We start from the raw sequence: 13,559 nt of genomic DNA on the forward strand, positions 1-13,559 counted from the left end.
TGGATGTCGCGAGTTCAAGTCTCGTCAACCGCTCGTAAGGACTCCAAGAGTTCGAACGCGTTCCCTCGTGGAGCGTATGCGGTGAGGTGGTCGAGTGGTTAGGCAGCGGCCTGCAAAGCCGTGTACGCGGGTTCGAATCCCGTCCTCACCTCGCAACAAAACAACTGTTTTGTGAGCGCGATTGGCGCAGCGGTAGCGCGCTTCCCTGACACGGAAGAGGTCACTGGTTCGATCCCAGTATCGCGCACAGATAAAGCCCTGATTCTTCGGAATCAGGGCTTTTGTGTTTAACTTTTTAGTTTTGGTTTCGGTTTTATGGAGGGATGGTGGTCTTCCTTGTTCCTACAGGGGACCCGCCCTCGCTTCGCTTCGGGCACCCTGATGTCACGACGGAGGACACCATCCCTCTGCCCCGTAAGTAAAACACTCGACCCCGGTTCAGTAAGGGCAGGGCTTGTGCGCGCGATACCGGTATAACGAACTGGAGGGGGAGGGGGCTGTCGCCTTCTCAATCTTTTGCTGGCTCCGCCGAGTCTACATTTGTAGGGCGTGCATCTTACACACGTCCTCCGCGCCGTCGCAGGGGACCCGCCCTCGCTTCGCTTCGGGCACCCTGAGGGCGCATCCGGAAGGTGTAGCCAGCAGTCAAACGCTCTCTGACATGACCAAATGCTTTGCACGCCGCGAATACCTCCGATACCCTAATGGAGGAAATCTACACTCACAGATACACCGCCGTATCACAAAGGAACACCCATGAAATTCCTCAAAGGGCTCGGCATCTTCTTCGCCGTATGCCTCGCCTTCTCCCTCTGGTACGTCATCCTCGGCGCCGCCATCATCGTGCTCATCGTGGGCATTGTCCTGACCATCCGCAAAAACCGGTACTTCGCAACCCCCGAATTCCAAACACACCGGCAACGCACCGCCACACTCGCCAGCGAATACAACGAAGTCGCCAGCTACGTACACGACATCTATACTCGCGGAATCTACGAACTCGGCGCCTCCACCAACGGCATGTACAGCCACCTCGCCACCGTCGAAGTTCAACAACCCAAAACCTGGCAGACGCTGCTGCGGAAGAAACCCGAAGAACGCCACCCGCACGTCTACAACTCTTCAAAACAGGTCGTCCTCGAAGCCGAACGGGACCCCATCGGCAGCCTCACCAAATACTTCCACATCGAAGCCGACCTGCAAACCCTCAAAGACGTGCAGCGCCTCTCCGACGATATCGCGCGTCTAGAAACCGCCGTCGACAACGTGCGACGCCGCGAAGACGACATGCTCGCACACATCAACCCGCCCCAATTCATCACCAAGCACTATGCCGACGAGTTCTGGGACAAACTCAACGTCTGCCACGTAGGGCTGACCGTGCCATACCCCGTCTATCGCTTCGAATACACCTCAATCAACGGCAAAGAAAACCGCGCCGTCACCGTCACCCTCGACACTCCGACCCTCGACGCGCTCTCCGAAACCCTCGAACGCAAAATACGCTGGGCATGGCCCGAAGGCGGCAAACGCACCCTCATGACCGCCCAGCTACGCCAACGCATCAAAGAACGCGACAACTACACCTGCCAAAACCCCGGATGCGGCAACTCCATCATGCGTGAACGAATCCTCATCCTCGAGGTCGTCCATAAGGTGCCGCTGTCCGAAGGCGGCAACAATGAGCCCGAGAACCTGCAGACCCTCTGCTGGCGTTGCGTGCGCGGGCAGAACTTGCGGCTCGCATAAAGCCGCACCTTCCGGAAGCGACATCAGGGTGCCCGCCCGGGCGCTCTCCGCAGCGAAGCAAGGAAGAGCGGAGCGTCCGGGCGTGGCGGGTTCCCCTGCAGGAGCGAAGGAAGGGAGCGGCGCGAGATGCCCAAAGGCTCCCATGCCGCACTCCAACCAGGGATTTATGTTAAAGCTGAGGTTCAGGGTATTCTTTTCCTCGGCGCTGATTTTCTTTCCACGGCAAGCAAATCGAGGCTCGCCTGGATTCAAATATCGCCGCACCGCAAACACATCACCCCACCTGAATAAAGGGCATACCATGTCTACTTCCCTGACCCGCCGCAAGCTCGTCGCTGGCGCAGCCTGGGCGGCACCGGTCGTCGCAGCCTCGGCAACCATCCCCTCCTACGCGGCATCCGTCGCCGCCACCAACGACTGCATCCTGGCGGCCAACCCGGCATACAGCATCTCCGGCACCGACGAAGGCGCCAAGACCGTGCAGAGCTTCGCCGTGCCCAACAACGTCTACAAGCTTCGTTTTGAGCTGGTCGGCGGCGCGGGTGGTACCAACAACCGCATGACCCAGGCGGGCTCCGGCGCGAAGGTCACCGGCATCATCCCCGTAACCCCCGGCTCCACCGTGCAGATCATCGCCGCGGCAGGCGGTATCGGCGACGGCTCCCTGAACCCCACCGCCGGCGGTGAAGGCTACGGTAACGGCGGCTCCGTACCCGCCTACACCATCCCCGCCAACGTCACTGCGCAGGTCGACGCAAAGTACGCTGACCCGGCAAACTCCAAGAGCCAGGTCTACGCCGCATCCGGTGGCGGCTCCTCCGCACTGCTCATCGACGGCACCGTGGTTGCTGTCGCAGGCGGCGGTGGCGGCGCGGGCATGACCAGCTCCGGCGTGTCCTACGCAGACCCCTGGTACTCCAACCTCGACGGCCAGATCGACGCAGGCGTGGCGGCACTCGGCTCGGACGCGTCCCCGCAGTTTGACGCGGCGGGTAGCGCCTCCGCAGCGGCGGGTTCTGCGGGTACCCCCGGCTACGAAATCTACAAGGCTGAACGCTCCAAGGTGCTGACCTACAACTCCGGTTTCGGCGGCGCGGCAGGCGTAGGCGGTGCAGGCGGCGCGGCGGGCACCCTTCCCGCTAGTGGCCCCATCATCGGTTTCGAGACCACCAACAACCAGGTACTTTTCAGCCAGTTCACGGCCGGCAACGCAGGCACGAGCGGCTTCGCAGGCAACGGCGGCGACGGTGCGGGCGCGTACTCCTACCAGCTCGACGAGAACCCTGCCAGCGTGCACGAGAAGGGCACCTACGAGGACCGCAGCTGGGACCTGGACCTCTACAACGACGAAGGTGCGTACGCACAGAACTTCAACGGCTATCAGTCCGTGGTGTCCGGTGGCGGCGGTGCAGGTTACGGCGGCGGCGGCGGTTCCGGCGCGGCGCAGTCCGTCTCCTCGATTGTGCTGACCCAGAAGTGGCTGAACAGCCCGACGGGCGTGCGCCAGGGTCTCGGCTACACGATGCAGGGCGGCGCCGGTGGCGCGGGCGGCTCGTACATTGCGCCGTCCGTGACTGATGGCTCCATCGTTTCGGCTGAGAACGCGCCGCAGTGGATGCGCGAGCGCGGTAACGGTTCGGTGACGGTGACCTTCTGCGAGGCGGCTGCCTAACCGTTTCTCACGCTGAGAGGCGGTGTTCGTCCTCGCTCCTACAGGGGCACCCGCCCTCGCAGAGCTCGGGCACCCTGATGTCGCTACGGACGACACCGCCTTTCCGCGCTAGGTTCCCGGCTTAGCTTGCGCTGTGAACGGCAAAGAGCCCCCACACGATTACCTCGTGTGGGGGCTCTTTGCTTGCGTTGCAGGTGCAGCCGTGTTTTCCGGAAGCGCCCTCAGGGTGTCAACCCGGACGCTCTCCGCAGCGAAGCAAGGAAGAGCGGAGCGTCCGGGTGACGGGTGCCCCTGCGTAGGCGCGGAGGAAACATGCGGCGCACCTACACCTGAGTAGGAGCGAGGACGAGCACCGCCATCCGCAACTAAACCGTATTCCCTGAACTAACGCTTGATGGCGTCCAGCGCCTCACGCTGAGCTTTCGCAATGCGCTTCTCAGAGACCGTGTAGGCGGTGCCGAGCTCCTGGGCGAAGAAGCTGACGCGCAGCTCCTCAATCATCCAGTTCACGCGGCGGAGCGCATCCTGCACGATGGTGCCTGCCGGTAGCGACTTGACCGCGTTATCGTAGGAGTCTTCCAGATCCTGCACGGTAAGCATGAGCTGGTTGTCGCGGTGTAGGTTCGGGCCGAGCTTCGTCAGGCGCACCTGGGCGGCCTTCAGGTAACGCGGCAGGTGAACCAGCTGGTCGTAGCCGGTCTGCGCCACGAACCCGGGGTAGACCAGGTTCTCCATCTGAGCCTTCACATCGGAGACGGCGTGCATGGTCGTCAGCGAGGTGGCCTTCTTGATAGCCTTCTTCAGCGCGGTGGCTTCGGAGAGGATTTCGGCGACGAGCTTGGTCACGTCAAAGACCGTCTCGATGAGTTCGGCGCGCACATGCTCGTAGAGTTCGCTGTATGCGGCGTGCGTGAAGATGGGCGTGTGCGGCACGAGGTGGTCGAGCGCCGCGACGGTGCAGTCGCGAATGAGCTCGTCGATGGAGCCGTGCGGGTTCTGCGTGAAGACGATTTTCTCCTTGTGGGAGAGGTGTTCGCTCACGTAGCGCACGGGCGAGGGCACCTGCAGCTGGAGCAGGCGGATGATGCCGCGACGCTGCGCGTGCAGCTGCTCTGCTTCGGTGGGGAAGATGCGCAGACCCACGCTAGAGCCTTCGTCCACGAGAGCGGGGTAGCCGTTAACCGCCTGGGTCGCGATGACACGCTGTACCTTGCGGGGGATTTCTCCGTTGGGGAAGAGGTCGGCGGGGAAGGCAGTGAGGCCGGTGACCTCGCGTACTCCGCCGGATGCACCCGCCTCGGCCTGGGTGCCCTTCGCCGGGTTCTTCGCGCCCTTTGCGCTGCCCGGACGAGCGGAGCCACCCGAGTTGCCCGAGCCGCCTGAGTTGCCTGATCCACCCTGCGCGAGCGCAACCATCTTCGCCATGGCCTCGTCGGATGCGCCGAGCGAGTCGGCGAGGGCGCTGCGAATCTCCTTGTGTAGCTGCTGCTGCAGGGCTCGCAGGTCCTTGCCCTCACCCAGGATTTTGTTGCGGGTGTTGCGCACCTGGAAGCCCATCTTCAGGTGCTCGGGCACGGCGTCCCAGTTGAAGGCTTCGGGTTCGACGACCACGCCGCGCAGGCGGCGCAGTACGAGCGCGAGGGAGGGGAGCAGCTCGTCGGTTGCGGGGGAGTAGTCTTCCTCGAGGGCGGCGCAGGCGGCGCGCGCCACGTCGGGTGCGGGCACGAAGTTGCGTCGAATCGCCTTGGGCAGCGACTTGATGAGCGCGGTCACGAGCTCGTGGCGCAGGCCGGGAATCTGCCAGCGGAACGGTTCGGGGCTCAGCTGGTTGAGGAAGAGAATCGGCACCTGCACGGCCACACCGTCGCGCTTGGCGGCTTCGGTGCGGGCGCCTCCTACACCTGCGGTGGTGGCGTATTCGTAGCGCAGGTCCAGGGTGAGTTCGCCGCTGTCGGTGCGCTGCACCCACTGGCGGGGGAACTGGGAGTCGTCGTAGTCGGCAGCTTCCTCGTTGATGAGCTTTTCGGGGTTGAAGTCCAGGTAGTTGTCGTCTTCGAGGCGTGCCTGCTTCCACCACTTGTCGAAGGCGCGCACGTCGGTGACGTGGGCGGGGATGCGGGCGTCGTAGAAGGCGAAGAGCACGGAGTCGTCCACGCGCAGGTCGCGGCGGCGCAGGCGTGCTTCGAGTTCTTCGACTTCGGCGAGGGCGCGCTGGTTGCGCAGGTAGAACTTGTGCTGGGTGTGCCATTGGCCTTCGACGAGGGCGGACTGGATGAACAGTTCGCGGGCTGCGGCGGCGTCCACGCGGGCGTACTGCACGGGGCGGTCGGCGTAGATGGTCAGGCCGAAGAGGGTGCCCTTGGCGTAGGCGACGGCCGCGCCAGAGCTGAGGGACCAGTGCGGTTCGGAGTATTGCACGCTGATGAGGTGCTTGCCGACCTCTTCGATCCACTGCGGTTCGATGGCGGCGTTGGTGCGCGCCCATAGGCGGGAGGTTTCGACGAGTTCGGCGGAGAGCACCCAGTCGGGCCCCTTCTTGAACAGGCCGGAGCCGGGGAAAATCGCGAACTTGGTGCCGCGTGCGCCGAGGTATTCGCGGGGGCCGCGAGTACGTCCCTTGGAGTCCTTCTCGCGTTCTTCTTTGACGCCCACGTGCGAGAGCAGGCCGGTGAGCAGGCTCTTGTGGATGTCTACCTCGTGCGCGGAGGCGTTAATATCGCGACCGCCGCTGGCGTGAATGTTGGCGGTTCGGCCCATTTCGCGCAGCTGGGCGAAGAGGTCCTGCCATTCGCGGATGCGCAGGTAGTTGATGAACTCGCGGTGGCACATCTTGCGCAGCTGCGAGGAAGAGAGCGCCGCCTGCTGCTCGTTGATGTAGTCCCAGAGCAGCAGGAAGGAGGAGAAATCGGAGGTGTCGTCGACGAAGCGGGCGTGCATCGCGTCGGCTTCGGCGCGCACGTCGGCGGGGCGTTCGCGCGGGTCCTGGATGGTCAGGGCGGCGGCGAGCACCATCATTTCCTTGGCGCAGTTGCGGCGGCCGCCTTCGATGATCATGCGGGCGAGGCGCGGGTCCACGGGGAATGCCGCCATGGCTCGGCCGATGGCGGTGAGGGTTGCGCTATTGCCGCGGCCCTTGCGGGGCTGGCGGGGGCGTTCGGTGAGCGCGCCGAGTTCGCGCAGCAGGTTCACGCCGTCGTTGATGGCGCGGGATGCGGGCGGCTGCACGAACGGGAAGCGGGAGATGTCGCCGGGTTCGCGGACCACGCCGATTGCGATCATCTGCAGGATGACGGCTGCGAGGTTGGTGCGTAGAATTTCGGGGTCGGTGAACTCGGGGCGTGAGTTGAAGTCTTCTTCGGAGTAGAGGCGGATTGCGATGCCGTCGCTGACGCGGCCGCATCGACCGGAACGCTGGTTGGCGCTTGCCTGCGAGATGCGTTCGATGGGCAGACGCTGCACCTTGGTGCGTGCCGAGTAGCGGGAGATGCGTGCGGTGCCGGTGTCGATGACGTACTTGATGCCGGGCACGGTCAGCGAGGTTTCGGCAACGTTCGTGGCGAGCACGATGCGCGGGCGCGATCCGGGGGAGAACACGCGGTGCTGTTCGGCGAGCGAGAGGCGCGCGTACAGGGGCAGCACTTCGTAGTTCAGGCGCGGCGACTTGAGGACCATCGCCTCGATGGCGTCCTTGGCGTCGCGGATTTCGCGTTCGCCGGAGAAGAAGATGAGGATGTCGCCGGGCGCTTCCTTGGAGAGTTCCTTAATGGCGTCGAGGATGCCATCGGTGGGATCGTGGTCGTCTTCGATTTCGTCGTCGCTGAGGTAGTCTTCCTCGTCGAGCGGGCGGTAGCGGATTTCCACGGGGTAGGTTCGGCCGGACACCTCAATGATGGGCGGCGCGTCGTCGGGCAGGATCGCCTCGGCGATTTCGCGTTCTTCGGCGTTGAGGTTTTCGTCGACGATGCCCTTGCCCGGCACGTAGCTGGGGGAGAAGTGGCGTGCGAAACGCTCCGGGTCGATGGTCGCGGAGGTGATGATGACCTTCAGATCCGGGCGCTGCGGCAGGATGCGCTTGAGGTAGCCGAGGATGAAGTCAATGTTCAGGCTGCGTTCGTGCGCCTCGTCAATGATGAGGGTGGAGTAGCGGCGCAGCAGCTTGTCGTTCTGGATTTCGGCGAGCAGAATGCCGTCGGTCATGAGCTTGATAGCGCTGTGTTCGCCTACTTCAGAGGTGAATCGAACCTGGTAGCCGACGGTTTCGCCGATTTTCTGGCCGAGTTCTTCGGCGATGCGTTCGGCGACGGAGCGTGCGGCGAGTCGGCGCGGCTGGGTGTGGCCGATGAGACCCTTCTCTCCCAGGCCCAGGTCGAGGCACATTTTGGGGATCTGGGTGGTTTTACCGGAACCGGTTTCACCCGCGATGATGACAACCTGGTTGTCGCGGATCGCGTTCATGATGTCTTCGCGGCGTTCGCTGACGGGCAGCTCTTCGGGGTAGGTGATGACCTCGGGAATGAAGGGCTCGTAGCGGCGCGGTGCCGGGCGGTTCTGCTGCTCGCCCTTGTTGCCGCCCTGCTGGTTGCCCTGCTTGCGGGCGCGGTTGTTGGCGCCTGCGCGTCGGTTGGAGCGGGAGGCGTTGGAGTTGCGTTCGGAGGCGCCGCGGGAGGAGTTCTTGCGGTCTGCGTTATTCTTCTGGGCACTGTTCTTCTGTGCGCCCTTCTTTGGGGCGCCGCTCTTCTGTGCGCCGTTTTTTACCGCGTTGTTCTCAGTAGTTTTATCTGCGGTTTTTTCACCGATTTTTTCGGAGGATCGTACCTTTGCCGCATGGATTGCGGCGGCCATGCTCGCCATGGTGGGGGCGGTGCGGGGGGCCTTAGAAGTATCTGCGTGTTTCTTCGTGGATTTCTGCTCAGACATATCCTATCCAGTGTACTCGCCTTGCCCGCGGTGGGCTTGGGGTGTGCTTTGTTTGTCATATTTGGGTTTGTTCGCGGTAACCCAGGGGTGGGCGGTGGTGGAATACTGACCCCAGGAGAGTAGTTAATGTACAATAAATGACATCAAATGCCATCTATAGAATTAATAATTATTCATCTGAATTTTATGCGCCGTAGATGCGAATTAACTGCGCTTCTTAACTTTCTTTCGATAGTTTCGTTCAACTGCTACAGTGGTGAATAACACAGTAACGAAGGAGTGACTATGCCATCACCAAAGACGTACCCGGCAACACGTGTTGCAGTGTTGGATTGCTACGAAGACGGACAGCACGAAGAAATTCACCACCGCTGCGAAGAACTCTTCCAAGCCCTCGTTCACGCGAGTCTGCGCACCCACTTCGACCGCCTCAGCGCCGAAGAAACCCTCTACCTGGTCACCGGCGACGGCGAGCGCGTACAGATTTCTCCCGAAATGTACGGACCCCTCACCTCCGTAGCGCGCGCATTCGCCGACCGTAAGGATGTCTGTGTGGTACGCCAGGACCGCCTCATGACCACGCAGGAGGCGGCAGACTACCTGGGCGTATCCCGCCCGACCGTTGTTCGCCTGCTGGAGCGCGGAGATATTCCGTTCGAGCGCATTAACACGCACCGTCGCGTTGCTTTTGATGACCTCGAACGCTACCGCCTTGAGCACGAATACGTGAACCGCCGCGTTCGCTAAACCCGCATCTGGTCGATTACTTTCTGATCAATCACTCGGGTCAGACAATACGGTTCAGACAGCGCGGTTCTAGAAAGCGCGGTTGAACTAAACAGTACGGTTGAAGAACTGCAGCATCTGCTGAACAATATCGGGGCTAAAACAGCGCGAATCCCCGTGTTCGGCATCCGGAACCAGCACCAAATCGGTAGGCACCTGCCGCGTGCGCAGCGCCTGATACACCCGCACCGATTGCTGGTACGGCACACACGAATCACTAATACCGTGCACGAGCATGAGGGGAGTGGCACCGCCGCTCGCACCCGGTGCAGAGGCACTTTCGACCTTATTCACTCGTTTCTGGGGGCGTACCGCATCAATAGGATGCGCACGCTCCCAGTTCTTTTGGGCGCGCTCGATGCAGATACCCGGAACCGCCCGCTCACCCTTGGAAGCGTCGATAGCCGACAGATCTGAGGGTACCGGGTGGGTACTTCCCAACAGCCGCCATTCGGCGCCGTCATCCTCGGGGTGGTCGAGAGCATAGCCAGCCAGGGGACGGTCGGTGAAGATGGTCCTCAAATCGCTGACCCCGTAAAACGAAACCGCCGCCGCCACCTGCGAACTATGGGACGGGTAGGCGCTCGCCGCCCTGCCTTCAAAGTATTCGTCGTGCTCGGGTGCGCTCGCAGGATCCCCACCGCTACCGTCACCGGCGGCGGAATCTCCCGTATGCGCAACCATCATGCTCAGGTGCCCGCCGGCGCTTCCGCCCGCTACCGCGATGCGCTGCGGATCAATACCGAATTCGTGCGCGTTGGCGCGGAAGAAACGCACGGCCTCCTTCACATCGTGCAGGGCACCCGGGAAGAGTGCCTGATGTGAATACCGGTAGTTGATGGATGCGACCGCCCAACCTGCCTGCTGAAAAGCGGCGCGCATGAGCGCCTGCGTATTGGGCTGCTCCCCGCCAGGGGTGCGCAGGATGATGTCGCGTAGGGCCTGGTTGGTGCCGAAGCGCCAGGCGCCACCGTGAACCCACACCAGCAGCGGCGCGGGGGAAGAAGCCTCGACAGTTGAAGCTTCGGCAGTTGAAGAATCGGCAGCGGCGGGGAAGAAATCGTAGGCGAACGCCTCGCGAGTTACCGGTGACTGCGCGCCGTAGTCGGGTAGTGAGTGGGCATCGTAAAAGCCCGCCTCGCGGTAAAAACCGGAGCAGTACTCGGTGCCCTCAACCTTCGGCGCGCCCTCAGTGGTCAGTGCACCCTCTACATTCGGCGTGCCCTCAGTATTCAATGCGCCCTCAACCTTCGGCGCGCTCTCAGAAATCTGCATGAATCAGCACCTCGTTAGGGAACCAGTACGATCTTGCCGCGGGTGCGACCCGTCGCCACCAGTGTGTGAGCCTGCGCAGCCTGCGAAAAATCAAGCACCTGATCCACGTGCACCTTCAACAGGCCCAAGGACATGAGGCGGGCAATCTCCTGCATCTGCGCGCGGTCCGGGTGAACCGTCAGCCACTGCGCCTCGAAGCCGCGCTCACGCGCAACATCCAGCGGGTCGGGGCTGGTCAGCGTGACAATGCGGCCGCCGGGAACCAGCACCTCCAGCGAATCGAGGAAGGTCTGCTGACCGGTGGAATTGAGCACCACATCCATGGTCTGACCCAGTACGGTACGGAAATCCTCGGTGCGGTAATCAATAGGCTGGGCACCCAGCGAGCGCACAAACTCGTGGTTCGCCGCGGAGGCGGTCGCAAAAACCTGAGCGCCAGCCTGCGCCGCCAGCTGAACGGCGAGGTGACCGACGCCTCCGGCACCGGCGTGAATGAGTACGCGCTCGCCTTCCTTCAACCGCGCCACTTCGAAGAGCGCCTGGTATGCGGTCAGTGCCGCCAGGGGAGCGCCACCCAATTGCGCGCAGGGAACATCGGCGGGCACCTTCACCAGCTGATGCGCCGGGGCGAGAACATACTCGGCGTACGCACCGGCGGGGGAGGGAAAAGAAACAAGACCAAATACGCCGTCGCCCACCTTGAAACCCGTGTAGTCGCCGGCGGTAGCAACCACCGTGCCGGCAACATCCCAGCCGGGAACGAAGGGCTTGTACGACGGATCTGCCAGCTGAGCGGCGGGACCCAGACCCTTGCGGGTGGTCAGATCAATCGGGTTGACACCGGCGGCAACCGTCTTGATGAGCACGTGACCGCGCACCGGCGAGGGGATAGGTACGTTTGCTTCGTGCAGAACGCTTTCGTCGCCCCATTCGGTGAGCTGAATCTGGCGCATGGTGGTCATCGGGTTACCTCCGCTGTTGTGGCTTGAAGCCGTGCTGATGTGACGGGTGTGCGCGTTTTCCCATTCTCTCAAGGCTGTTAGCGTTGCCACAACAGGTAGGCGGGTAGTGTCCACCCTCTGAGGTTGAAGCCTGAGGTTGAAGTCTGAGGTTGAAGAGGGAGGTGGCGGGAACGGTCGCCCGGCGCAGGCTTTATGCACAACAGGGTGAGCGGCTCAATAAAGTTGAGTTGTTAAATAAAAAGGAGCCGATACCCGAACAATACGCCTCGGATATCGGCTCCCGTGTTCCCTCTCGAATAAGAACATCGTGCCCCTGAAAGGATTCGAACCTTCGACCCCCAGTACCGGAAACTGGTGCTCTAATCCGCTGAGCTACAGAGGCAACCCACCTATGGTATCAGATAAGCACTAGATAAAGGGTCAGGTACCTGCCAAGGCTTGCTAGAATAGTTTGTTATGACTCCTGAAGAACTCTCCGAAGCCATTGCGCTTGCCCTTGAAGAAACCATTTCCTCCGGCCAGCTGACCCTCGTGGAGGGCGCTGAACTGCCCGCCGTCCGAGTGGAGCGCCCCAAGTCCCGCGAACACGGCGACTGGGCAACCAACGTCGCTCTGCAGCTCGCCAAGAAGGTGGGCAAGAACCCGCGTGAGGCAGCAGCTCTTCTGGCAGAGAAGATTGGTGCCATCCCCGGTGTCGCATCCGTAGATATTGCTGGCCCCGGCTTCCTGAACATCACCCTGGACGCCGCAGCCGCTGGTGAGCTTGCCGCCACCATCGTTGAGGCTGGCGAAGCATACGGCCGCAGCGACAAGTTCGCCGGTAAGACCATTAACCTTGAGTTCGTCTCCGCGAACCCCACCGGCCCCATCCACCTGGGTGGTACCCGCTGGGCTGCCGTCGGTGATGCGCTCGCCCGCGTCCTTGAGGCTGAGGGTGCTAACGTCGTGCGTGAATACTACTTCAACGACCACGGCACCCAGATTGACCGTTTCGTGCGCTCCCTGATTGCCGCTGCCCGCGGTGAGGAGACCCCCGAGGACGGCTACGCTGGCGCGTACATTGTTGACATTAAGGACCAGATTCTGGCTCAGCGCCCCGACGCGCTTGAGGCTGAGAACCCCGAAGAGATTTTCCGCGAAATCGGTACTCACCTGATGTTCGATCAGATTAAGGAGTCCCTGGCGGCATTCGGCACCCACTTCGACGTGTTCTTCCACGAGAACTCCGTGTTCGAAGGCGGCAAGGTGGACGCCCTGCTCGACACCATGCGCGAGAACGGCCAGCTCTTCGAAGCTGACGGTGCATGGTGGATGCGCACCACCGACTACGGCGATGATAAGGACCGCGTGGTCATCAAGTCTGACGGCAACCACGCCTACGTGGCGGGTGATATCGCCTACTACCAGGACAAGATGACCCGTGCAGTAAACCCCGCTGACGTGGCGATTTATATGCTCGGCGCTGACCACAGCGGCTACGTGGGCCGTCTGAAGGCTATCGCCCAGATTCTTGGTTACCGCGCCGACCAGATTGAGGTCATGATCGGTCAGCTGGTGAACCTGGTCAAGGACGGCAAACCCGTCCGTATGTCCAAGCGTGCCGGCACCGTGGTCACCCTCGAGGACCTGGTCGAAGCTGTTGGCGTTGACGCAGCCCGCTACGAGCTGACCCGCTACTCGGTGGACACCCCCATCGACATTGACCTGGGCCTGCTGACTTCCAAGAGCAACGAGAACCCGGTCTACTACGTGCAGTACGCTCACGCACGTACCGCCGCTGTGGCACGTAACGCCGCGGAGGCTGGCGTGAAAGTTGAGGACGGCGTGGATACCTCCCTGCTCGACTCGGCTGCTGACGGTGAGCTGCTGGCTGTACTCGGCCAGTTCCCCGCTGCTGTGCGCGATGCCGCGAAGTTCTACGAGCCGCACCGCGTGAACCGCTACCTGGAGCAGCTCGCTTCGGCGTACCACAGCTGGTACGGTGTCTCCCGCGTCGCCCCCAAGGCTGATGAAGAGGTCACCGACCTGCATCGTACCCGCCTGCTGCTGAACAATGCAGCACAGCAGGTGCTGGCTAACGGCCTGAACCTGCTGGGTGTGAGCGCACCCGAGCGCATGTAATACTCTCGTTTCAACCCCCGACCCGGTGCTACCGGGGCGGGGGTTGAGCGTATGCCGGCAAAGATAGCTAAGAAAGA

General features: G+C 62.3%; 7 protein-coding genes and 3 tRNA genes. 6 read left to right on the forward strand and 4 right to left on the reverse strand.

Annotation, left to right across the window (positions count from 1 at the left end):
* Positions 1–80: 80 nt before the first annotated feature.
* The 4 genes from HMPREF2980_RS02865 (at position 81) to HMPREF2980_RS02880 (ending at position 3,421) form a co-directional block, all read left to right on the forward strand.
* Positions 81–151, forward strand: a tRNA-Cys gene (locus HMPREF2980_RS02865).
* Between the two features lie 24 nt (positions 152–175).
* Positions 176–247 (forward strand) — tRNA-Val (locus HMPREF2980_RS02870).
* 509 nt (positions 248–756) lie between these two features.
* Positions 757–1,749, forward strand: coding sequence for an HNH endonuclease (locus HMPREF2980_RS02875; RefSeq protein WP_070690074.1), 993 nt, complete (start codon positions 757–759; stop codon positions 1,747–1,749).
* Positions 1,750–2,050: 301 nt separating this feature from the next.
* The gene (locus HMPREF2980_RS02880) at positions 2,051–3,421 is read left to right on the forward strand and encodes a hypothetical protein (protein ID WP_070690076.1); all 1,371 of its coding nucleotides are present in this window, start codon (positions 2,051–2,053) and stop codon (positions 3,419–3,421) included.
* A 384-nt stretch (positions 3,422–3,805) separates the two neighbouring features.
* Here the strand turns inward: HMPREF2980_RS02880 and hrpA are convergent, their stop codons facing one another.
* On the reverse strand, positions 3,806–8,338 hold the full coding sequence (hrpA, locus tag HMPREF2980_RS02885; RefSeq protein ID WP_070690079.1) for an ATP-dependent RNA helicase HrpA: 4,533 nt from the start codon (positions 8,336–8,338) through the stop codon (positions 3,806–3,808).
* A gap of 285 nt (positions 8,339–8,623) precedes the next feature.
* Between hrpA and HMPREF2980_RS02890 the strand changes: the two genes are divergently transcribed.
* Positions 8,624–9,085 carry a helix-turn-helix domain-containing protein gene (locus HMPREF2980_RS02890; protein ID WP_044150579.1) on the forward strand — a complete coding sequence of 154 codons (462 nt, stop codon included), beginning with the start codon at positions 8,624–8,626 and terminating at the stop codon, positions 9,083–9,085.
* An 87-nt stretch (positions 9,086–9,172) separates the two neighbouring features.
* Here HMPREF2980_RS02890 and HMPREF2980_RS02895 read toward each other — a convergent pair whose 3' ends face one another.
* The 3 genes from HMPREF2980_RS02895 to HMPREF2980_RS02905 form a co-directional block, all read right to left on the reverse strand.
* Complete coding sequence (locus tag HMPREF2980_RS02895) at positions 9,173–10,399, reverse strand: alpha/beta hydrolase (RefSeq protein ID WP_070690080.1); 1,227 nt, start codon at positions 10,397–10,399, stop codon at positions 9,173–9,175.
* A 14-nt stretch (positions 10,400–10,413) separates the two neighbouring features.
* Positions 10,414–11,361, reverse strand: coding sequence for an NADP-dependent oxidoreductase (locus HMPREF2980_RS02900; protein WP_049350335.1), 948 nt, complete (start codon positions 11,359–11,361; stop codon positions 10,414–10,416).
* A 308-nt stretch (positions 11,362–11,669) separates the two neighbouring features.
* Positions 11,670–11,743: transfer RNA gene (locus HMPREF2980_RS02905), tRNA-Arg, on the reverse strand.
* A 74-nt stretch (positions 11,744–11,817) separates the two neighbouring features.
* On the opposite strand from HMPREF2980_RS02905, the gene argS reads away from it, so the two are divergent.
* Positions 11,818–13,482: an arginine--tRNA ligase gene (argS, locus tag HMPREF2980_RS02910; RefSeq protein ID WP_070690082.1), complete on the forward strand. Its 1,665-nt coding sequence runs from the start codon at positions 11,818–11,820 to the stop codon at positions 13,480–13,482.
* Positions 13,483–13,559: the final 77 nt, after the last annotated feature.

The sequence above is a fragment of the Rothia sp. HMSC076D04 genome, assembly GCF_001814645.1.
Taxonomy (GTDB): Bacteria; Actinomycetota; Actinomycetes; order Actinomycetales; family Micrococcaceae; genus Rothia; species Rothia mucilaginosa.

Coding starts and splice junctions, on each gene's coding strand:
- hrpA (WP_070690079.1), bottom strand. CDS start 8,338: ATGTCTGAGCAGAAATCCACGAAGAAACACGCAGATACTTCTAAGGCC.
- HMPREF2980_RS02900 (WP_049350335.1), bottom strand. CDS start 11,361: ATGACCACCATGCGCCAGATTCAGCTCACCGAATGGGGCGACGAAAGC.
- HMPREF2980_RS02895 (WP_070690080.1), bottom strand. CDS start 10,399: ATGCAGATTTCTGAGAGCGCGCCGAAGGTTGAGGGCGCATTGAATACT.
- HMPREF2980_RS02880 (WP_070690076.1), top strand. CDS start 2,051: ATGTCTACTTCCCTGACCCGCCGCAAGCTCGTCGCTGGCGCAGCCTGG.
- HMPREF2980_RS02890 (WP_044150579.1), top strand. CDS start 8,624: ATGCCATCACCAAAGACGTACCCGGCAACACGTGTTGCAGTGTTGGAT.
- HMPREF2980_RS02875 (WP_070690074.1), top strand. CDS start 757: ATGAAATTCCTCAAAGGGCTCGGCATCTTCTTCGCCGTATGCCTCGCC.
- argS (WP_070690082.1), top strand. CDS start 11,818: ATGACTCCTGAAGAACTCTCCGAAGCCATTGCGCTTGCCCTTGAAGAA.